The organism is Pseudomonas sp. E6002 (assembly GCF_013385565.1).
Classification (GTDB): domain Bacteria; phylum Pseudomonadota; class Gammaproteobacteria; order Pseudomonadales; family Pseudomonadaceae; genus Aquipseudomonas.
Window position 1 is genome coordinate 25160 of record NZ_JACAPT010000036.1, and the last position, 18113, is coordinate 43272.

At 62.4% G+C, this 18113-nt stretch carries 19 protein-coding genes; 8 read left to right on the forward strand and 11 right to left on the reverse strand.

Annotated features, from left to right (window positions below; translation table 11 throughout):
• Nucleotides 1–2 precede the first annotated feature (2 nt).
• Nucleotides 3–368, reverse strand: a complete 366-nt coding sequence (locus tag HX815_RS26350) for a hypothetical protein (protein ID WP_003215095.1) — start codon at nt 366–368, stop codon at nt 3–5.
• A gap of 288 nt (nt 369–656) precedes the next feature.
• On the opposite strand from HX815_RS26350, the gene HX815_RS26355 reads away from it, so the two are divergent.
• Nucleotides 657–1073, forward strand: a complete 417-nt coding sequence (locus HX815_RS26355) for a hypothetical protein (RefSeq protein ID WP_003215097.1) — start codon at nt 657–659, stop codon at nt 1071–1073.
• Nucleotides 1074–1091: 18 nt separating this feature from the next.
• On the opposite strand, the gene HX815_RS26360 is transcribed toward HX815_RS26355, so the two are convergent.
• On the reverse strand, nt 1092–1901 hold the full coding sequence (locus tag HX815_RS26360) for a helix-turn-helix domain-containing protein (RefSeq protein WP_050550312.1): 810 nt from the start codon (nt 1899–1901) through the stop codon (nt 1092–1094).
• A 116-nt stretch (nt 1902–2017) separates the two neighbouring features.
• On the opposite strand from HX815_RS26360, the gene HX815_RS26365 reads away from it, so the two are divergent.
• Both HX815_RS26365 and HX815_RS26370 read left to right on the forward strand, forming a co-directional pair.
• Complete coding sequence (locus HX815_RS26365) at nt 2018–2335, forward strand: DUF2834 domain-containing protein (RefSeq protein WP_003215101.1); 318 nt, start codon at nt 2018–2020, stop codon at nt 2333–2335.
• A complete protein-coding gene (locus HX815_RS26370) occupies nt 2335–2757 on the forward strand; it encodes an MAPEG family protein (protein WP_003215104.1) in 423 nt (140 codons plus the stop codon). The genes HX815_RS26365 and HX815_RS26370 overlap by 1 nt, the downstream gene beginning before the upstream one ends.
• Here HX815_RS26370 and HX815_RS26375 read toward each other — a convergent pair.
• The 3 genes from HX815_RS26375 to HX815_RS26385 are packed head-to-tail and all read right to left on the reverse strand — an operon-like array spanning nt 2747 to nt 5706.
• On the reverse strand, nt 2747–3670 hold the full coding sequence (locus HX815_RS26375; RefSeq protein ID WP_003215106.1) for a substrate-binding domain-containing protein: 924 nt from the start codon (nt 3668–3670) through the stop codon (nt 2747–2749). The two genes, HX815_RS26370 and HX815_RS26375, sit on opposite strands and share 11 nt — an antisense overlap.
• A gap of 48 nt (nt 3671–3718) precedes the next feature.
• The gene (locus HX815_RS26380) at nt 3719–4861 is read right to left on the reverse strand and encodes a phytanoyl-CoA dioxygenase family protein (RefSeq protein WP_003215107.1); all 1143 of its coding nucleotides are present in this window, start codon (nt 4859–4861) and stop codon (nt 3719–3721) included.
• Complete coding sequence (locus tag HX815_RS26385; protein WP_063029668.1) at nt 4861–5706, reverse strand: SDR family oxidoreductase; 846 nt, start codon at nt 5704–5706, stop codon at nt 4861–4863. The genes HX815_RS26380 and HX815_RS26385 overlap by 1 nt, the downstream gene beginning before the upstream one ends.
• 123 nt (nt 5707–5829) lie before the next feature.
• On the opposite strand from HX815_RS26385, the gene HX815_RS26390 reads away from it, so the two are divergent.
• Nucleotides 5830–6855, forward strand: coding sequence for a LacI family DNA-binding transcriptional regulator (locus HX815_RS26390; RefSeq protein WP_177029137.1), 1026 nt, complete (start codon nt 5830–5832; stop codon nt 6853–6855).
• A gap of 36 nt (nt 6856–6891) precedes the next feature.
• Nucleotides 6892–7896: an inositol 2-dehydrogenase gene (iolG, locus tag HX815_RS26395; RefSeq protein ID WP_102369211.1), complete on the forward strand. Its 1005-nt coding sequence runs from the start codon at nt 6892–6894 to the stop codon at nt 7894–7896.
• A gap of 42 nt (nt 7897–7938) precedes the next feature.
• Here iolG and HX815_RS26400 read toward each other — a convergent pair whose 3' ends face one another.
• Both HX815_RS26400 and HX815_RS26405 read right to left on the reverse strand, forming a co-directional pair.
• Nucleotides 7939–9105, reverse strand: a complete 1167-nt coding sequence (locus HX815_RS26400) for a cystathionine gamma-synthase (RefSeq protein WP_008436288.1) — start codon at nt 9103–9105, stop codon at nt 7939–7941.
• Complete coding sequence (locus HX815_RS26405) at nt 9102–10478, reverse strand: cystathionine beta-synthase (RefSeq protein WP_087695018.1); 1377 nt, start codon at nt 10476–10478, stop codon at nt 9102–9104. The genes HX815_RS26400 and HX815_RS26405 overlap by 4 nt, the downstream gene beginning before the upstream one ends.
• Before the next feature lie 265 nt (nt 10479–10743).
• On the opposite strand from HX815_RS26405, the gene atzF reads away from it, so the two are divergent.
• Entirely contained in the window at nt 10744–12543 is a 1800-nt protein-coding gene (gene atzF / locus HX815_RS26410) for an allophanate hydrolase (protein ID WP_177029138.1), read from the forward strand.
• Nucleotides 12544–12545: 2 nt separating this feature from the next.
• Nucleotides 12546–13232 (forward strand): GntR family transcriptional regulator, encoded by a 687-nt coding sequence (locus HX815_RS26415; protein ID WP_008436291.1) that lies wholly within the window; start codon nt 12546–12548, stop codon nt 13230–13232.
• Between the two features lie 165 nt (nt 13233–13397).
• Here HX815_RS26415 and dapA read toward each other — a convergent pair whose 3' ends face one another.
• Both dapA and HX815_RS26425 read right to left on the reverse strand, forming a co-directional pair.
• Nucleotides 13398–14261, reverse strand: a complete 864-nt coding sequence (dapA, locus tag HX815_RS26420; protein ID WP_177029139.1) for a 4-hydroxy-tetrahydrodipicolinate synthase — start codon at nt 14259–14261, stop codon at nt 13398–13400.
• Nucleotides 14262–14553: 292 nt separating this feature from the next.
• Entirely contained in the window at nt 14554–15522 is a 969-nt protein-coding gene (locus tag HX815_RS26425) for an alpha/beta hydrolase (protein ID WP_177029140.1), read from the reverse strand.
• A 96-nt stretch (nt 15523–15618) separates the two neighbouring features.
• Between HX815_RS26425 and HX815_RS26430 the strand changes: the two genes are divergently transcribed.
• On the forward strand, nt 15619–16098 hold the full coding sequence (locus HX815_RS26430) for a VOC family protein (RefSeq protein WP_003215129.1): 480 nt from the start codon (nt 15619–15621) through the stop codon (nt 16096–16098).
• Nucleotides 16099–16111: 13 nt separating this feature from the next.
• On the opposite strand, the gene HX815_RS26435 is transcribed toward HX815_RS26430, so the two are convergent.
• Together HX815_RS26435 and HX815_RS26440 are read right to left on the reverse strand one after the other, a co-directional pair.
• Nucleotides 16112–17275 (reverse strand): GGDEF domain-containing protein, encoded by a 1164-nt coding sequence (locus HX815_RS26435; RefSeq protein ID WP_008436297.1) that lies wholly within the window; start codon nt 17273–17275, stop codon nt 16112–16114.
• A 70-nt stretch (nt 17276–17345) separates the two neighbouring features.
• On the reverse strand, nt 17346–17966 hold the full coding sequence (locus HX815_RS26440) for a LysE family translocator (RefSeq protein WP_177029141.1): 621 nt from the start codon (nt 17964–17966) through the stop codon (nt 17346–17348).
• Nucleotides 17967–18113: the final 147 nt, after the last annotated feature.

Below are 18113 nucleotides of genomic sequence, written 5' to 3' on the forward strand. Positions count from 1 at the left end.
TCTCAGGCCTGTACATCAACGCCGATGTGGGCCTGGAGCCAGTCTTTGTAGACCGCGATGTTATCGGTCGACTGGTCGCCATTTTTCGCGGTGACAGTCTTGCCGTCCAGGCGCCCGATATCGAGCAGGTACTGAAGACCGTTGGCCACATGGGTGGCGTCGCTTTTGCTGAGTGACTGAACATCGGGCAGTTCGACGGCGTTGCCTTTATCGTCGAAGGTCGCCCATGAAGGGTTGGCCCTGGCGGTGGCAACGGTTTGCGCGGTCGAGCGCACTTGCTCCTGATAGCTGGCTTCCAGCTTGGTCTTGATCTCGGGCGTGGCGTTGGTGACTTCAATCCTCCCGGCCCGCAGGGTGCCGTTTTCCATGGATTGTGTAAAAGTCTTCTGTCCCAGCGCTAACAGACTTGTCGTGCTTCCTATCATGGTGCCGCTCCCTTATTGGTAGCAGCAACAGAGCAAAACCCGGGCCATGTGCTGCATGCCTTGTGCGGCGCGGGCTGGGTGGTATTGCCGGGGCAGGGCGCAGGCCAGGAGTTGCCGGGGCTGGCAAAGGGTTGCCACGTCGGCTCGCGCGAGCGCATTTCAGAACGTTGGAAACTAAGTTCAGAATCTCCAGTCTGTAATAGCGTATCGCCACCTCTACAAGGAATTAACATGAAGCTTAAGGTCGTTTTGCTGGGCACGGTTTTGTTGGCTGCGCCGCTTTACCAAGCGGTTGCCGAGACGTGCAGGGCGAACAGTTATGGTGGGTCCGATTGCGAATACGACAATGGCACCTCTTCCAAGAGTCGCGCCAATAGCTACGGTGGGCAAGACACCCAATACAGCGATGGTACTTCCTCCAAGAGCCGCTCCAATAGTTATGGCGGGCAGGATATCCAATACGGCGACGGCACCTCGGCCAAGACCCGTTCCAACAGCTATGGTGGGCAAGACACTCAATACAGCGACGGCACCTCAGCCAAGAGCCGCTCCAATAGCTACGGCGGGCAAGACACCCAATACAGCAACGGCTCCTCCTCCAAGAGCCGCGCCAATAGCTATGGCGGGCAAAATACGACAAATAACTAATGGCCCCGCCGCGGCTTTCTACCTCACCAATGACCGCTCATACGCCGCGGTCATCACCTGCCACGTCTGCGCATCCGCCGGAATCAAATGCTCGATGCGCAACGACGTTACCGTGATGTCCTGAGGCATGCCGAAGGTGGTGAAGGTCGACATGAAGTTCAGCTCACCTTCACGGGAGTTGACGCGTGTCAGCACCAGTGGCGGCGGTTCATTGACCAAGGCTTCGGTACTTAGCGGGGCCGGCAGGCTGTCCAGAAGCCTGGCAAGTTCGGAGTTGCCCAACGCCTCGCGCGTCGCCCGTTGCCAGGCGATGGTGCGGATTTCGTCAGCGTTGATCAAATGATCACCCAGGCCGCCAGGCTGTAGCAGGGTGACCAGCAAATTCAGCCCATCAGCCGCCTCCGGTTTGATCCCCACCAGCTCGAACAGCACCTGGGTACTGGCGTTGGCGGCTAGCACTTCCCAGTGGCTGCCCAGCACGATCGCCGGTGCAGGATTGTTCGCGTGGAGCACATGGCTGATTGCCTCGCGAATAGCCTCCATGGAGGGCGAGGAGAGCGGGGTTGCCTCATAGCGCGGGGCGAAGCCGGCAGCGAGGAACACGCTGTTGCATTGCTCCAGCGGAACCTCCAGCGCCATCAGCAAATTATGCAAGGTGCCCGGGCTCGGCTTGGCGCGCCCGGTCTCGATGCAGCTCAGGTGGCGTTGGGAAACCCCGGTGATCAGCGCCAGTTCCAGCTGGCTCAATCTGGCGTGCCGACGCAGCACGCGCAGTTGCGTGCCGGCGGTAGTGTCGGGGTTGGCGCGGGGGAAAGGTTGGCTGCTCATGGGTTGACTCTGGCCGTGCGGGTCGGTGGTGTCGATGACCTTCGAGGTCATTGAGAGGGGAACGACGTTATCACTAATGTGCAGCTTCCCGAACCGTTGTCTCCAAGGAGGAGAACATGCGCAGACCCTGGATTGCCCTGGCCGGGCTGTTGGCTTTTGCCCTGTACACATTGATCACGATGCTGATCGCCGAACAATCGCTCATGGCGTTCGGACGTGAATTGATATCGAGGCCGGATACTGCCCAGGTGGTGATTGACTTGTATCTGATGGCGGCCTTGGCGGGCGTATGGATGTACCGGGATGCGCGGGCCAGGGGCAAATCCCTGGCGTCGGTGTTGCCCTATTTACTGGTAACGGCGGTTTTCGTATCCATCGGTCCGCTGCTGTATATCGTGGTCAACGGGTTCCGCGAACCTTCAGGGGGCCGGTGATGGAGGTTTATGCGTTGTGCGTACTGGTGCTGTTCTTGAAGATGCTGGCGATCTCCTGTTACCAGGGTTTCTTTCGACTCAGATTCCGTGCATTCACTAACCACGAGGATGCAGCTTTCTTCCATCGCGATGCAAATCCCCAGGAGTTACCGCAAGTCTCCCGGGCCGAAAAGGCTTGGGCCAATGATCTGGAAAATATTCCGTTGTTCTTCATTTTGGGTGGCCTGTGCCTGGCGATGGAAACGCCAGGCACCGCTACCGCGGGGTTGTTCTGTCTGTTCACCGCTGCCCGTGTGATGCATACGGTGATGTATCTGAGCGGCCGCCAGCCCTGGCGCACCCTCGCTTATGGAGTGGGAGTGCTCTGTTTGTCGGGGCTGGCCGGTCTGCTTGGCGCTGGGCTGATAACAATCAAGGGGTGAGAAAGGCCTGATAGTTGTCCTTGGTGATCTGTTGATAGGGAATGGTCAGCTCCGCCGTGTAGGGCTGCTTCCTGATCATCTTCAGCGCCAGGTCAATCGAGCCGACGGCCTGGCCCTTGTTGTCCTGATAGGCCGTGACTACCAATAGATCTTTTTTGATCGCATCCAGGCCGGCGGGTCCGCCGTCGCTGCCGCCCACCAGGATGTCCTTGCCAGGGTGCATACCGGCCTGGGTAATCGCCATCGCGGCACCGATAGCCATTTCATCGGCATTGGCCGCCACGGCGTCGATTTTCTTGCCCGAGACGATCCAGTTGTTCATCAGGTCCATGGCCTTGCTGCGCTGCCAGTCGGCGCTTTGTTCTTCGACGATATGGATGTTGGGGTAATCCTTCAGTACGTTTTTCACGCCCTGTGTGCGGTTGTGGGTGGCGTTGTTGGAGAGCAAGCCGAGCATGATTGCGAGGTTGCCCTTGCCGTTCATTTTTTCCGCGAGGTAGCGCATCTGAATCTCGCCCGCTTTGATCTCGTCCGAGCCGACATAACCCACCCCGGCCGGCAGGACCGGGATGTCCGGGCGACGGTTGACGTACACCAGCGGGATACCCGCCTGCTGGGCATTTACGGTCATTTTCTGGGTGGCGGCGGTGTCGACCGCGTTGACGATAATCGCGTCCATGCCTTGGGCAGAAAAGCTCTGCACCTGGTTCAGTTGGCGCACCACATCGCCTTGGGCGTCTTCGAATTGCAGGGTCACGTCGGTGAGGTCCCTGGCGTGGGCCGCCATGTAGTCACGCATCTGGGCGAGGAACACGTCGTCCACCTGGGCGATGCTGACGCCGATGCGTGTCTCGGCGAGGGCGAGCGGGGTAACGATGAGGGTCAGGAGCAAGGTCAGCAGCTGTTTTTTCATGGTGTCAGTCCGTTTTTTTGTTGTTTTGAAAGACGTTGAAAACATTCCTCAGCCTTGGCGTTTGGCGTGTAGTTGCGCAACGCGTTCGGCAAAGGTCTCGCAGGGCCAGCGTTCGTTCAGTGCCTGCAACATCAGTTGCTGCCCGGTTTGCGGAGCCAGGCCCTGTAAGGGTGGGTCGGTATCCAGGTTGGTGGGAAAGGAATAGCCATCGGCGGTGCAGGCGATCACCGCGTGCAGCGCCTCGCCATCCATGACGTTGTCCGCCAGGCGCTCCAACAGGCAGGGGTAGAGCGCCAGCATCATCCGGTCGCGGTCCACAGCCTCCATCGTTTTGCCGAACGCCGAGGAGATTTGCAGCAGGTTGGCCATGCGCTGGCGGTCCGGTGTGCGATTGGTGCCAGCGGCGTGAAACAGGGCCGGGTTGAAGAACAGCAGGTCACCTTTGTTCAGCGGCAATTGCACGGCATGCTGCTGGAAGTACTCGATGAATTCAGTGCGCCTCCAGGCCAGGTAGCCCAGTGGGTATTGCTGGGAAAACGGCAGCAGTTGGGTCGGGCCGGTTTCCAGGGGCATGTCGCTGTGGGCCACGGCCCCTTGCAGCGTGAGGTATTGGGACAGCGTGTGCAGGGGCAACGGAAAGCGCTCCACCACGTCGATGGTCTGGAACCCGAGGTGATAATCACGGTGCGGTTGCTGGGCTTGGCCACCGGGGTGCACCACGTTGACCTGGGCCGTGACTTGGTAGCCCGGGCCGAGCCAGGCTTGTGCGATCAACCCCAGCAGTGGGTTGGCGTAATATTCGACAAAGGATGCCGGCGACTGCAGTGCGGCCTTCTGTAATGAGTTCCAGATACGTCCGTTACTGCCGGCCTTGGCGAAGTGGTCGGCGGCCACACCTTGCGCAGCCTCTTGGGCAAAGATCGCTTCGAATACCTGGCTGTGACGGTCGACCACGTCCAGGTCGGCGTAGCCCTGGCGCACCACCATCACTCCCGGCCCCTGGCTGAACAGGCGATGCAGTTCGTCCAGCACGGCGTGACGATCGCCGTTGCGCAGTGCCTGGGCCTGATAGATCGGGATGTTGCTGCACACTTCGGCGCAGTGCGGGTAGTCCTCGGCAGCCGCCTGCTGGGCACAGATCGAGTGAAAATCTTCCAGTTGCACTGCGTCGGCGCTGACAAAGGCAGGCATCACGCACCCTCCACCAGGCTCAGGGCCTGATCGGGGCGTGGGGTGCCGCCGTCGCCACAGCCGATGACGCCTTGCTCCAGGTCGATCACCGTGCCGGTCATCATTCCCGACTCGCGTGACAATAGAAATGCCACGCTCTGGGCCACCTCTTCAGGTTTGAGCAGGCGGCCGAAGGGCTGCGCGGCTTCGGCGGCCTCCAACCAGCCATCCCCGGCACCGTGGTAGTGCCGCTGGATTTCATCCTCGTGAGGTGTGTCCATCCAGCCGATGTTCAAGCCGTTGACCCGAATCCGGTTGCGCAGGGCGCTGAACGCCACGTTTTTGGTCAGAATCGCGAGAGCGCCCTTGGACGCCGCGTAGGCACTCAAGAACGATTGCCCGCCGTGGCCGGTGACACTCTGGATATTGACCACTGCACCTTCAACCCTCTGGCTGATCATCAGCTTCAAGGCTTCCTGCATCAGGAAAAACGGCGCCCTCACATTGACCGCAAACAGTCGGTCAAACAGTTCAGGGGAGGTGTCGAGAATGGTGCCGCGATCCGACATCCCGGCGCAGTTGATCAGCCCGTGGAGGGTGCCGAAGTGGGCACGGGCCGCCTCGATCACGGCGCGGCAGTCGCCAATCTGTTCCAGGTCCGCCTGGACAAACACCGCGCGGCAATCGAGCGCTGCCAACTGCCGTACTTGCTCCTGGCCCTGGTCCGGACGGCGTCCGCAGATGATCAGGCCGGCAGCACCGCGCCGCGCCAGGGTATGGGCGACGGCAGCCCCCAATCCCTGGGTGCTGCCGGTGACGACAAAGTATTGGCCTTTGAAGGTATGGCTGAGGTCGGTTGAAGGCATCGGGGTCTCCTGGGTTTTTGTTGTTTTGAAGGCCGGGCTCGACGCCGGGCAAAACTGAGACTAGCATTGCGGTCACCTCAACGAGTCTCAAAAAAACCTCAAAAAGACCTCAGGTCCAACAGCATGCTCGAACGCGCTAAAAACTTTTCCATCAAGCAACTGGCCACCCAGGCGGGCGTCAGCAAGGCGACAGTCGATCGCGTCTTGCATGAGCGCGGCAGCGTGCACGCCCAAACCCGGCGGCGTATCGAACAGGCTCTGGATGAGCTGGAATCCCAGGAAAAAAATGGCCTGGCAGTAGGCCGTACCTTTCATGTCGATGTGATCATGCACACGCCCAAGCGCTTCAGTGCGGCGGTGCAGGCCGCCATCACCGCCCAACTGGGCAGCCTGGCACCGTTTCGTATCGCCCCGCGGTTTCATGTGTTCGAAGAGATCGAGCCTCAGGCGATGCACGACCAATTGCTGCGCTGCCTCGAGACCGGCAGCCAGGGTGTGGTGCTCAAGGCCGCGGACGAGCCGGCGGTGAATCTGGCGGTCAAGCACCTGGCGGCCGCAGGTATTCCGGTGGTGACCCTGGTCACCGATCTGCCCCACAGCGAGCGCATCGGCTACGTAGGCATGGATAACCGCACCGCCGGACAAACCGCCGCGTACCTCCTGTCCCGCTGGCTGTCACCCCAACCCCAGGAAGTGGCGGTGGTGATTGGCAGCGAATTGTTCCGGGGCGAGGAAGAACGCGAAATGGGCTTTCGCATGTGGCTGCGCGGCCGTGCGACGCACCTGCGGGTACTGGATATCAGCGGTGGGTACGGCGTGTATGACCGAACATTTGCCCGGGTCACCGATGCGTTGAAGCAGCATCCCGAACTGAAGGCGGTGTACAGCGTCGGCGGTGGCAACCGGGCAATTGTCGACGCCTTTGCGGCTCTGGATCGCCCGTTGGACGTGTTTATTGCTCACGACCTCGACGAAGAGAATCGCCAGCTGTTGGCTGAAGAAAAAGTCGCCGCGATTATCGATCACAACCTGCAGATCGATGCGCGCCATGTGTTTCTGCACATCCTGCAATTTCATCGGCTGTGGAAGGCTGGGCCGATTGCGCCGTCACAGGTACAGATCGTCACACCGTTCAACCTGCCGGACTGAATCTCCACACCCAATAACAATCCCAGGAGTTCGACCATGCTACGTATCGCTGTCCTTGGTGCAGGGCGCATCGCCAACATTCACGCGGCCAATGTCGCGGCCCATCCTGATGCCACTCTGGTGGTGGTCGCCGACCCCTGGCGGGAGGGCGTCGATGGCTTGGCTGCGCAGCTGGGTTGCGAGGCGGCCTATGACTGCGCAGCAGTGCTAAGTCGGGACGATATCGACGCGGTGGTGATTGGCACACCCACCGACACTCATATCGATTTGCTGCTGGCGGCCGTGTCCCAGGGCAAGGCCGTGCTGTGCGAGAAGCCCATTGACCTGGATTTCGCCAAGGCGCGGGCGGCGGCGCAAGCTGTGGAGCGCGAGGGCGGCAAAGTCATGCTGGGCTTCAACCGCCGCTTCGATCCCGACACGCTGCGCCTGCGCCAGGCCATCGACGCGGGGCAAATTGGTGCTGTGCGGCAGGTGATCATCACCAGCCGCGACCCGGGGTTGGCGCCACGGGATTACCTGGCACATTCCGGCGGCATCCTGCGGGACATGACCATTCATGACTTCGACATGGCGCGGCACCTGCTGGGTGAAGAGCCCATTGAAGTCGGCGCGATAGCCAGCCGGCTGGTAGATCCGAGCCTGGCGCAGATTGACGACTTCGACAGCGTGATGGTGCTGCTGCGCACCGCATCCGGGAAACAGTGCCATATCAACTGCTGTCGGGAGGCGGTCTACGGGTATGACCAGCGACTTGAGGTATCCGGGGCCAAGGGGGTGCTGCTCACGGATAACCATCGACCCAGCACCTTGCGCCATTGGAACCACGAGCACACCGAGGCGTTGGAGCCGTTGCAGCATTTCTTCCTGGAGCGTTATGCGGATGCCTACCGCAATGAGTTGGGGCAGTTTATCCAGGCACTGAGCGCGGGGCGCGCGCTGCCCACCAACATGCGCGATGGGCTGTATGCGTTGCACTTGGCGGACTGTGCGCTGGAGTCCATCAAGACCGGGCGAATGGTTGAGGTCAATTACGCTATTTAAGGTGTTGCCGGAGCGGGCATGCTCGCTCCGGCAGATTGCGCGTTAGATTTTTGCCAACGCCTGCGCCAGATCCGCCCGCAGGTCTTCCACATCCTCAACCCCCACCGACAACCGCACCAACCCATCACCAATCCCCAGCTGCGCCCGGGTCGCTGCCGGGATGCTCGCATGGGTCATGATCGCCGGGTGCTCGATCAGGCTTTCAACGCCCCCCAGGCTTTCAGCCAACGCAAAGATCTTCACGTTTTCCAGGAAGCGTGTCGCTCCTGCCAGGTCGCTTTTCAGGTCCACCGAAATCATCCCGCCAAACCCGCGCATCTGCCGGCGTGCCAGCTCATGCTGCGGGTGTGATGCCAGGCCTGGGTAATAAACCCGCGCCACTTGCGGCTGTTGCTCCAGCCACGTCGCCAGTTCCAGCGCATTGCTGCAATGGCGCTCCATGCGCAGCGCCAGGGTCTTCACCCCGCGCAAGGTCAGGAATGCGTCGAACGGCCCGGCAATCGCGCCCACGGAGTTCTGCAGGAAGCCCAGGCGCTCGGCCAGCTCAGGATTCTGGCCCACCACCGCAATGCCGCCGATCACATCGGAGTGGCCGTTGAGGTACTTGGTGGTGGAGTGCACCACGATGTCGAAACCCAGCTCCAGCGGGCGCTGGATCCACGGGCTGGCGAAGGTGTTGTCGGCCACGCAGATGATGCCCCGGGCCTTGCAGATGCGGGAGATGGCACTGAGATCGGTCAGGCTCAGCAGCGGGTTGCTCGGGGTTTCGACCCAGACCATCCGCGTGTCGTCCTGCAGCGCGGCTTCGAAGGCCGACAGGTCTGTCAGGTCGACGAAGCTGAAGCGATGCCCGGCGCTGCGCTGGCGCACTTTGTCGAACAGGCGGAAGGTGCCGCCGTACAAGTCATTGCCGGAAACCACGTGGGAACCGGCGTCGAGCAGTTCCAGCACGGTGGAAATCGCCGCCAGCCCGGAGGCGAAGGCGAACGCCTGGGTGCCGCCTTCCAGGTCGGCCACGCAGCGTTCCAGGGCGAAGCGCGTCGGGTTGTGGGAGCGCCCGTAGTCGAAGCCCTTGTGAACGCCGGGGCTGTCTTGCAGGTAGGTGGAGTTGGCGTAGATCGGCGGCATCAGCGCCCCGGTGGTCGGGTCCGGGGATTGCCCGGCATGGATCACGCGGGTGGCGAAGGCGCTTTTATCGTGCTGGGTCATGCAAGGGATCTCCGTAGGTGATTGAGCAGGTCGACGCGGGTGATCAGGCCGTGAAAGCCCGAGGCGTCGGCAATGATTGCCACCAGCCCGCGATCCAGCTCGGCCTGCAATTGCGCAAGGCTGGCGCTGGGTGCGAGGGTGTGAAGGGCGTTGGTCATGGCGCTGCCCACGGTCATGGAAAAGTGCGCGGCGTTCTGATGCAGGCCGAGCAATACATCCGACTCGTCGAGCACCCCCACCAGTTGCTTGCCGTCCACCAGCACCGGCAGCTGTGAGACGTCGGCCAGGCGCATGCGCTGGAAGGCGGTGAGCAGGCTGTCGTCGGGGCCGACGCTGATCACCCGGCCATCCTCGAAACGACGGGCGATCAGGTCGCGCAGGTCGCCGTAGTGTTTGTAGTGCAGCAGGCCGGCGTCGTTCATCCATTGGTCGTTGTAGACCTTCGACAGGTAGCGCGTGCCGGTGTCGCAGACGAAGGTGACCACGCGCTTGGGCTCGGTCTGTTCGCGGCAATAACGCAGGGCTGCGGCCAGCAGGGTGCCGGTGGAGGAGCCACCGAGAATGCCTTCGGCCCGCAGCAGTTGGCGGGCGTGGTCGAAGCTTTCTTCGTCGCTGATGGAATAGGCGTGGCGCACGCTGGAGAGGTCGGCGATCGAGGGGATGAAGTCTTCGCCGATACCTTCCACGGCCCACGAGCCGGGTTCGGTCATGGTGCCACTGCGGCTGTACTCGGCCATCACCGAGCCGACCGGGTCGGCCAGCACCATGGCAAGGTCGGGTTGCACGCGCTTGAAGAAGCGTGTCAGGCCGGTGAGGGTGCCGGCCGAGCCGACGCCAACCACGATGGCATCCAGGTCATGTTGGGTCTGGGCCCAGATTTCCGGGGCGGTGCTGGTCTCGTGGGCCAGGGGGTTGGCCGGGTTGTTGAACTGGTCGGCGAAGAACGAATCGGGAATGTCCTTGGCCAGTCGCGCCGCCACATCCTGGTAATACTCGGGATGGCCCTTGCCGACATCCGAGCGGGTGATGTGCACCTCGGCGCCCATGGCTTTCAGGTGCAAGACTTTCTCTGTGGACATCTTGTCCGGCACCACCAGCACCACCCGGTAGCCTTTGGCGCGTCCCACCAGGGCCAGGCCGAGGCCGGTATTGCCGGCGGTGGCTTCGATGATGGTGCCGCCGGGGCGCAGGCGGCCATCCCGCTCGGCGGCGTCGATCATGGCCAGGCCAATGCGGTCCTTGATGGAGCCGCCGGGGTTCTGGGATTCAAGCTTGAGGAACAGCGTGCACGGGCCGGTATCGAAGCGGCTGACCCGCACCAGCGGGGTATTGCCAATCAGTTCGAGCACGGCGGGGCGGGAAGCGGTGGGCATGTCGTCACCTGGCTACGGAAAGGGCGTATGGGATGGACAGCAGCGTTTACAACATGGTTTCGAACATAGGCCGGTATCGGGCCGCTCGCAACCGCGCGGCCGCCAGAATGTCTTTTTTTGGCGCATTGCTGCTTCATGACGGAGCACGGCTGGAGGCGATCCATCGGCGGGTTTTCTGTCAACCTCACGTATTCATTGGCTTGCAGCTGATTGGCCCAGGGTTTGCTAAAAGAAATCCAAACTTGGATACAAGATAGGATCCTCAATGCGCAACGAACAACTCGGCTGGACCCTGGGTGAATGGCAAGCTGCCTACCGCAGCCAGGCGCTGACTCCCGATATCCTGTTGACCCTGGCGAGCACGTTTCCCTCCGAGGACAATGCCTGGATCAGCCAGGTGCAACCGCAGCAATTGCGTGACCAGTTGGCGCAGTTGGCCGAGCGGCTTGCGGCGGTCGACGGCGATATCGACCAGTTGCCGTTGTATGGCGTGCCGTTTGCCATCAAGGACAACATCGATGCGGCGGGTTGGGAAACCACGGCGGCGTGTCCTGAGTTTGCCTATACCGCCGCGGCGGATGCCTCGGTGGTGGCGCGGTTGCGGGCGGCCGGGGCGATCCTGATGGGCAAGACCAACCTCGATCAGTTCGCCACCGGCCTGGTGGGTACACGCTCGCCCTACGGCGCGGTGGGCAACAGTTTTAACCCGGACTATGTCAGCGGCGGTTCCAGCTCGGGTTCGGCCTCGGTGGTTGCCCGCGGGCTGGTGGCGTTTTCCCTGGGCACCGACACCGCCGGTTCCGGGCGGGTGCCGGCGGGCTTCAACAATATTGTCGGGTTGAAGCCGACCAAGGGGCGCTTGTCTAACACCGGACTGGTGCCGGCCTGTCGTACCGTGGACTGTATTTCGGTATTTGCGCTGACGGTTGAAGATGCCGAGACGGTTGCGGGCCTCGCTGCTGCTTACGACGCCAGCGACGCCTATTCACGCGTCAATCCCAACACTGCTCCCGTAGCGGTCGGCGCCACAATCAAGCTGGCGGTTCCGGCCAGCCTGGAGTTTTTTGGCGACGCGCAGAACCAGGCCGTATTTGAACAGGCGCTGCTCAGGTTCCAGTCCCTCGGCGCCGAAATCACGGCGGTGGATTTCAGCCCGTTTCAGCAACTCGCCGAGCAGCTCTATTACGGCTCCTGGGTTGCGGAGCGCACGGTGGCACTGGAAGGCATGCTCGCCAGCAACGCCGAAGCGATCAACCCGGTGGTGCGTGGCATTGTGGAAAACGGTCACACGTACAGCGCCTGCGATGCCTATAAAGCCGAATACCTGCGCGCCGAACTGAGCCGCCGCATCAACGACACCCTGGCCGGTTTCGACGCCTTGCTGGTGCCGACATCGCCGACGATCCGCACCCTGGCGGAAATGGCCGTGGAGCCGGTGCTCTACAACTCGCAGTTTGGCTTCTACACCAACTTCACCAACCTGGCCGACCTCTCGGCACTGGCCGTGCCCGCCGGGCTGCGCAGCGACGGCCTGCCGTGCGGCGTCACCCTTATCGCACCGGCCTGGCACGACGCCGCCCTGGCGCATCTGGGCAAGCGTTGGCAGGCCGGCCTTGATCTTCCGCTGGGCGCTACCCAACGCAATCTGCCGCAACCGGCACCGGTGCGACAGGCGCCCGGCAGCGTGCGGGTGGCGGTGGTTGGGGCGCATCTCACCGGGATGCCGCTGAACTTCCAGCTGACCAGCCGCAACGCCGTGCTGGTGGAGCAAACACTGACAGCGAGCAACTACCGCCTGCATGCACTGCCGGGCACGGTTCCGCCCAAGCCGGGGCTGGCCAGGGATGACTCGGGCCGCTCGATCATCGTCGAGCTGTGGGACATGCCTGTCGCCCGCTTTGGTGAGTTCGTCGCCGAGATTCCCGCGCCGCTGGGCATCGGCAACCTCACCCTGGCGGACGGGCGCAGCGTGAAGGGCTTTATCTGCGAGCCCTGGGCCCTGGCAGGCGCCACCGACATCACCGAATTCGGCGGCTGGCGCGCGTACATGGCGAGCAGGAACTAGGCATGCAGCTCTCAACCACGAGAAAACCCGGCGAACGGCCGGACAGCCTGGCGGAACGGGTCTACCAGCAGGTGAAGGACGACATCTTCGGCTTTCGCCTGCTGCCGGGTGATCGCTTCAGCGAAGGCGACGTGGCCGAGCGCATGCAGGCCAGCCGCACGCCGGTGCGCCAGGCGCTGTATCGGCTGGAGCGGGAAGGGTACCTGGAGGTGTTTTTCAGGAGTGGCTGGCAGGTGCGGCCGTTCGACTTCAACTATTTCGAAGAGCTTTACGACGTAAGAATCGTGCTGGAGTTGGCCGCTGTCAGCCGCTTGTGTGGCATGGCGGAGCAGGGGCTTGAACGGCTTGAAGCGATCTGGCGGGTGGACGAAAGTGCCCGGCTGGATGACGCACAGGTCGTCTGCGCGCTGGATGAGGAGTTCCACTGCGGGTTGGTGCAGGCCACGGGCAACGCTGAAATGGCGCGCATGCATTACGAGATAACCGAGAAAATCCGCATCATTCGGCGGCTGGATTTCACTCAGCAATCACGTATTGCAGCGACCTATGAGGAACATGCAAGCATCCTCGATGCGATCTCGGCACGGCACCGCGATCTGGCGCAGCAACTGCTCAAGACTCACATCGAGGTGAGCAAGCAGGAGGTGCGCAAGATCACGTTGCATCGGTTGGCGGTGGCGAGAGGATAAGCCCTCGTATCGACGAGTCAGCCCGCCCCCTGTGGCGAGGGAGCTTGCTCCCGCTGGGGTGCGAAGCGCCCCCAAAACCGGTCACCCCATTTTACCTGGCGAAAACGCGGTGCCTGAATTGGGGCTGCTGCGCAGCCCAGCGGGAGCAAGCTCCCTCGCCACGGGTTATTCCCGCACGCCTAATACTTGCTGCAACCGATTTGTCACCGTCTCACTCGCCCCCAACATCGGCGCCCGCAACTCACTGCCGATCAAACCCTCCATCGCCAGCGCGGCCTTCACCGGCGCCGGATTGGGCTCCACGAACAGTGTGTGAATCAACGGCAGCAGCCCGAAAAACGTCTCGCGAGCCGCCAGCAACCGGTTGTCGCGAACCTGTCGATGCAGCGCCACAAAATCTGCGGTACGCACATGCGCCGACGCGGCAATCGCGCCGGTCGCTCCCAGGCACAGCGCGTTGAATATCTGCACATCCTCGCCACACAACACATCCACATTCCCGCTGGCCAGCAGCGCCAGGGTATTGGCCAGGTTGCCGCCACAATCCTTGATCGCGACGATCCGTTCATGGGAGACGATGTTCAGCAACGTCGCCTGTTCGAAGGCGATACCGGTGCGGTAGGGAATGTCATACAGAATGATCGGCACACTGGACGCATCGGCCACGGTGCGGAAGAACGCTTCAAGGCCCGCCTGGGACGGGCGGATGTAGCTCGGCGGCGGTACCAGCAAACCGGCCACCGCGCGTTGCTGGATTTCACTCTGGAACTGCAGCAGCTCAATCTGGTTATACCCCGCCAGGCCCATCACCACCTGCTGCGGCGGTACCAGTTCCAGTACGGCATCCAGCATCGCCAATTGCTCACGGCGGCTCAGTGCTGCGGCTTCGCCGGTGGTGGTACAGACCATGATCCCGGCCACGCCTTGTTCCAGCAGATGGCAGACCAGGCGGCGCAAGCCGATGAAGTCGATAACGCCGTTATGAAACGGTGTAACGACGGGAACCCAGATACCTTGAAACGATGACATGCGCTTTCTCCTGATGGTTGACCGATTTCGTCACCGTCAGAAGGGCAGAGGGAAGTAAGCAAGAGGAGGGGGCCTTCGCGCTCAATGTCCTGTCAGCTCATCTGACGGGACAGCGCGCCCCGGTCACATGAGCGACTGTTTCTTCGATTTGAGGGCGTGCGCAACGCAACCTTGCGCCTTGGCAATCAAGCCAATGACGGAAAAGTTGAAGGTCGTTGCAGACATTGAGGACACACCCTGAAGAAGACGCTTATCTTTATGGATTATTACAGGGTGTGTCAACTCACGGCGATCAGTCGCGGTTCAGCCAATGGCGCACGAAACGCACCTGCTCCGCCGACAGTTCTGCGTCTTCCGGCGCGTCCATGAAACCGCCGTGGGGCATTGCTTCAAAGATGTGCAGTTCCACCGGTACCTCGGCCTGGCGCAGCGCCCGGTGCAGGCGTACGGCGTTGGACAGGAACAGGTCGCGGGTGCCGCTTTGCACGAACGTCGGCGGGAAGCCCGCTGCGAAATCCCCGAACAGCGGCGACAGGTACGGGTGAGACAAATCCGCGCCAGCGGCGTACAGCAGGTTGGTGCTCATCAGCGAGTTGGGCAACACCACGTCGACGGTGCGGTTGACCTGGAAGCTGTCGCCCGATTCGGTCAGGTCCACTTCAGGTGACAGCAATACCAGCGCGGCCGGCAGCGGCAAGCCTTCGTCGCGGGCGCGCAGCACCATGGCAGCGGCGAGGTTGCCTCCGGCCGAGCGTCCGCCGATCACGATCTTGTCCGGGGTGTGGTGCTTCAGCACATGCCGGTAGGTGGCCAGACAGTCATCGAGTGCCGCCGGGTACGGATGGTCAGGCGGCATGCGGTAGTCCACGCCGTAGCAGGTCAGGTTGTGCAGGTCGGCGTGCTTGCCGGCGGCGAGGCGGGCGTTTTCGCCGCCGCCGAACACCAGGGCGCCGCCGTGCAGGTCGATATAGGCGAACTCGGCCCCGTATGCCGGCGTCGCCCGGTACACCGTGGCGTCTTCCACGGTGAATGTCTCAACGTGGTCTGCCGTCTGTCCCGCCTGGGACGCCGCGTACTGTTGGGCAACTGCGGCCTGCATACGGCGCCAGCCAGCGTGGTCATCGGGTGCGGGCAGGGTGTACAGGCTGTTCAGCGGCACGCCATCGGCGTTCACCATGCGTTGCAGCATCGCCTGGGCCTCGGGGCTGATGGACCGCGGAACCGGGATGATTCGCGGGTCGATCCTTACACCATTACTCATTCTCTGCACCGTTTGGGTTCATGTCAGGACGCGAACGCATTCTTGTCGGTAGCGGTACTACACTGCAAGTCCGAACCTCCACGCTGGAGAACACTCATGCTCAACAAAAACACGGTGTGCCTTTGGTACGACGGCAGTGCACTGGACGCTGCCAACTTCTACGCCAGGACCTTCCCGGACAGCGCAGTGACTGCGGTCCATCACGCCCCCGGGGATTATCCGGCGGGCAAACAGGGCGATGTGTTGACGGTGGAATTCACCGTCATGGGTATTCCTTGCCTGGGGCTGAACGGCGGCTCCGGCGTGCAGCACAACGAGGCGTTTTCGTTCCAGGTAGCCACCGACGACCAGGCGGAAACCGACCGCTTGTGGCACGCGATTGTCAGCCATGGCGGCCAGGAAAACGTCTGCGGCTGGTGCCAGGATAAATGGGGGGTGAGATGGCAGATTACCCCGCGTGTACTGAGCGCGGCGATCACCCATCCCGACCCGGCAGCGGCCAAGCGGGCGTTTGATGCGATGATGGGGATGACCAGGATTGATATAGCGGGGATTGAGGCGGCGCTCAAAGGTTGATGCACCGATTGAGTCAATCGGCGCCCACCGCAGTCCGGTCCACCAGACGAATACGGTTGCGTCCGCCACGCTTGGATTCATACAGCGCCGCGTCGCCTTGCTCGATCAAGGCCGCGAGGCTGGCGGGCGGCGTGTCGAACAGGCTGGCGCCGATGCTCAATGTCACCGCCTCGGGCGTGGCGAACGCCTGCGAGGCAGCCTGATGAAACTGTTCGCGCAGGGCGCTGCCCAGCGCGACAATGCGCGCGTTCGAGGTGTCATTAAGCAGGATCACGAACTCGTCGCCACCCAACCGCGCCGCCAGCGAATCATCGGGCAACTGCGCGCGAATCATCTCGCTCAGGGCCACCAGCAGCCGGTCGCCCGCGGTATGGCCGTACAGGTCGTTGATCAGCTTGAAATTGTCGATGTCGATCAACAGCAGGGCACCCGGCCGGGCCTGCGACACCTCGCTCAGCAGGCTCGGCGCGCGCATTTCAAGGGCGCGGCGGTTGTACAGCGCGGTCAACGGGTCGCGGGCGGCCAACCGTGCAATCTGTTCCTCACGGCGGTAGCGCTCGGTGCCGGTCATCGACAATGCAATCAGCATGATCGCCATGGCGCCTTCCACCAGCGACACCTGAATGATCTCGCCACGAAACGCCGTCAGGTCGATCAGTGTCCCCGGCACGATCGCCACCAGCGACTTGGCCAGATAGAACAGCCCGTGGGCCAGCAGCACATAGCGCAGTTGCACCGCGCCCACGCTGAGTGATCGGCCATGGGGGCGTAACAGGAAACTGGCCCGCAGGGTCGGCAGGGCAACCAGCAGCGAGTTGGCCAGCAGCATGGCCCTGGACCACGACTGTCCTTCCGGCAACAGCAGCATGGCAAACCAGGCCACGAACATCAGGTACCAGGCGCGAGACAGGCGCACCTGGGTGAAACGCGCAACGCCCAGCAGGAACAGCCAGTGGGCGGTGATCAGCAATCCGTTGGCGAACCAGATGCCGATCAACAGCAGGCCGCTGGCCCGCAACAGCGCCAGGGTGCTGCCCACGCTGATGATGGCGAAACCGGCAGTCCAGTACAGCAGCGATGGCTCGCGGACATTGCGCCACTCGACGGCCAGGTACAGCGCGGCGGCGCCTGCCAGTGCGATGGTGAGGACCAGTATGGTGATGGGGTCGAGCGCCATGGGCGAACTGGCCTGCCTGAGTTGCGGTGAGACGGCGATTGTAAGCGTTTTCGCCGGTTTTTCGCAGTGCTCAGGCCCTGCGCGCCATCAGCAATACCGTCGCGGCAGCCGACAACAACCCCGCACAGCAGCGGTTGAAAATCCGCTTGCCCCGAGGCTGCGCGAACCAGCGGCGCATATGCAAACCCATATAGGCGTAGGCGCTGATGGCGAACCATTCCAGCGCCAGGAACATCGCTCCCAGCAGGGCAAATTGCGGCGTGATCGGACGTGCCGGGTCGACGAATTGCGGCAGGAAGGCGGTAAAAATCAGGATTGCCTTGGGATTGCCGGCGGCCACCAGGAACTCCTGTCGCGCCAAGGCCCACAAGCCCGCCTTGGGCGCCGTCGACTCAGCCTCCGCGTGCGGATTGGACCGCCACAGTTGATACGCCAGATAGAATAGATACGCCGCCCCCAGAATCTTGATCCCGTAGAACAACAACTCCGAGGTTTGCAGCACCACCGCCAGCCCGGCGGACGCGAGGGCGATCATCCCGGCAAAGGCCAGCAGTCGCCCGATGCCTGCCAGGCACGAAGTGCGGTAGCCGTAGCGGGTGGAGTTGCTCACGGACAGCAGGTTGTTCGGGCCTGGCGCCATGTTCAGGGCGAAGCAGGCCGGGAGGAAGAGGGTGAGGGTGGCGAGGTCCATGGGGGGCTCCGGCGGGCGCTGGCAGGTAAGGCCACGAGGATAAGGGATGTGAGGCGGTTGAACAATTTGCGCTAATGGGTAGAACCGATGGCGCTCTGGCCATGTCTGTGAGTCGTGGGTAAATAGATCGGTCACCATGACGCTCAT

What these genes read in the sequence shown, in the direction of transcription:
- HX815_RS26390 (WP_177029137.1), top strand. Translation starts at nt 5,830, where the DNA reads ATGCTCGAACGCGCTAAAAACTTTTCCATCAAGCAACTGGCCACCCAG.
- HX815_RS26385 (WP_063029668.1), bottom strand. Translation starts at nt 5,706, where the DNA reads ATGCCTTCAACCGACCTCAGCCATACCTTCAAAGGCCAATACTTTGTC.
- HX815_RS26400 (WP_008436288.1), bottom strand. Translation starts at nt 9,105, where the DNA reads ATGACCCAGCACGATAAAAGCGCCTTCGCCACCCGCGTGATCCATGCC.
- HX815_RS26415 (WP_008436291.1), top strand. Translation starts at nt 12,546, where the DNA reads ATGCAGCTCTCAACCACGAGAAAACCCGGCGAACGGCCGGACAGCCTG.
- HX815_RS26430 (WP_003215129.1), top strand. Translation starts at nt 15,619, where the DNA reads ATGCTCAACAAAAACACGGTGTGCCTTTGGTACGACGGCAGTGCACTG.
- iolG (WP_102369211.1), top strand. Translation starts at nt 6,892, where the DNA reads ATGCTACGTATCGCTGTCCTTGGTGCAGGGCGCATCGCCAACATTCAC.
- atzF (WP_177029138.1), top strand. Translation starts at nt 10,744, where the DNA reads ATGCGCAACGAACAACTCGGCTGGACCCTGGGTGAATGGCAAGCTGCC.
- HX815_RS26355 (WP_003215097.1), top strand. Translation starts at nt 657, where the DNA reads ATGAAGCTTAAGGTCGTTTTGCTGGGCACGGTTTTGTTGGCTGCGCCG.
- HX815_RS26380 (WP_003215107.1), bottom strand. Translation starts at nt 4,861, where the DNA reads ATGCCTGCCTTTGTCAGCGCCGACGCAGTGCAACTGGAAGATTTTCAC.
- HX815_RS26435 (WP_008436297.1), bottom strand. Translation starts at nt 17,275, where the DNA reads ATGGCGCTCGACCCCATCACCATACTGGTCCTCACCATCGCACTGGCA.
- dapA (WP_177029139.1), bottom strand. Translation starts at nt 14,261, where the DNA reads ATGTCATCGTTTCAAGGTATCTGGGTTCCCGTCGTTACACCGTTTCAT.
- HX815_RS26375 (WP_003215106.1), bottom strand. Translation starts at nt 3,670, where the DNA reads ATGAAAAAACAGCTGCTGACCTTGCTCCTGACCCTCATCGTTACCCCG.
- HX815_RS26425 (WP_177029140.1), bottom strand. Translation starts at nt 15,522, where the DNA reads ATGAGTAATGGTGTAAGGATCGACCCGCGAATCATCCCGGTTCCGCGG.
- HX815_RS26370 (WP_003215104.1), top strand. Translation starts at nt 2,335, where the DNA reads ATGGAGGTTTATGCGTTGTGCGTACTGGTGCTGTTCTTGAAGATGCTG.
- HX815_RS26350 (WP_003215095.1), bottom strand. Translation starts at nt 368, where the DNA reads ATGGAAAACGGCACCCTGCGGGCCGGGAGGATTGAAGTCACCAACGCC.
- HX815_RS26365 (WP_003215101.1), top strand. Translation starts at nt 2,018, where the DNA reads ATGCGCAGACCCTGGATTGCCCTGGCCGGGCTGTTGGCTTTTGCCCTG.
- HX815_RS26360 (WP_050550312.1), bottom strand. Translation starts at nt 1,901, where the DNA reads ATGAGCAGCCAACCTTTCCCCCGCGCCAACCCCGACACTACCGCCGGC.
- HX815_RS26405 (WP_087695018.1), bottom strand. Translation starts at nt 10,478, where the DNA reads ATGCCCACCGCTTCCCGCCCCGCCGTGCTCGAACTGATTGGCAATACC.
- HX815_RS26440 (WP_177029141.1), bottom strand. Translation starts at nt 17,966, where the DNA reads ATGGACCTCGCCACCCTCACCCTCTTCCTCCCGGCCTGCTTCGCCCTG.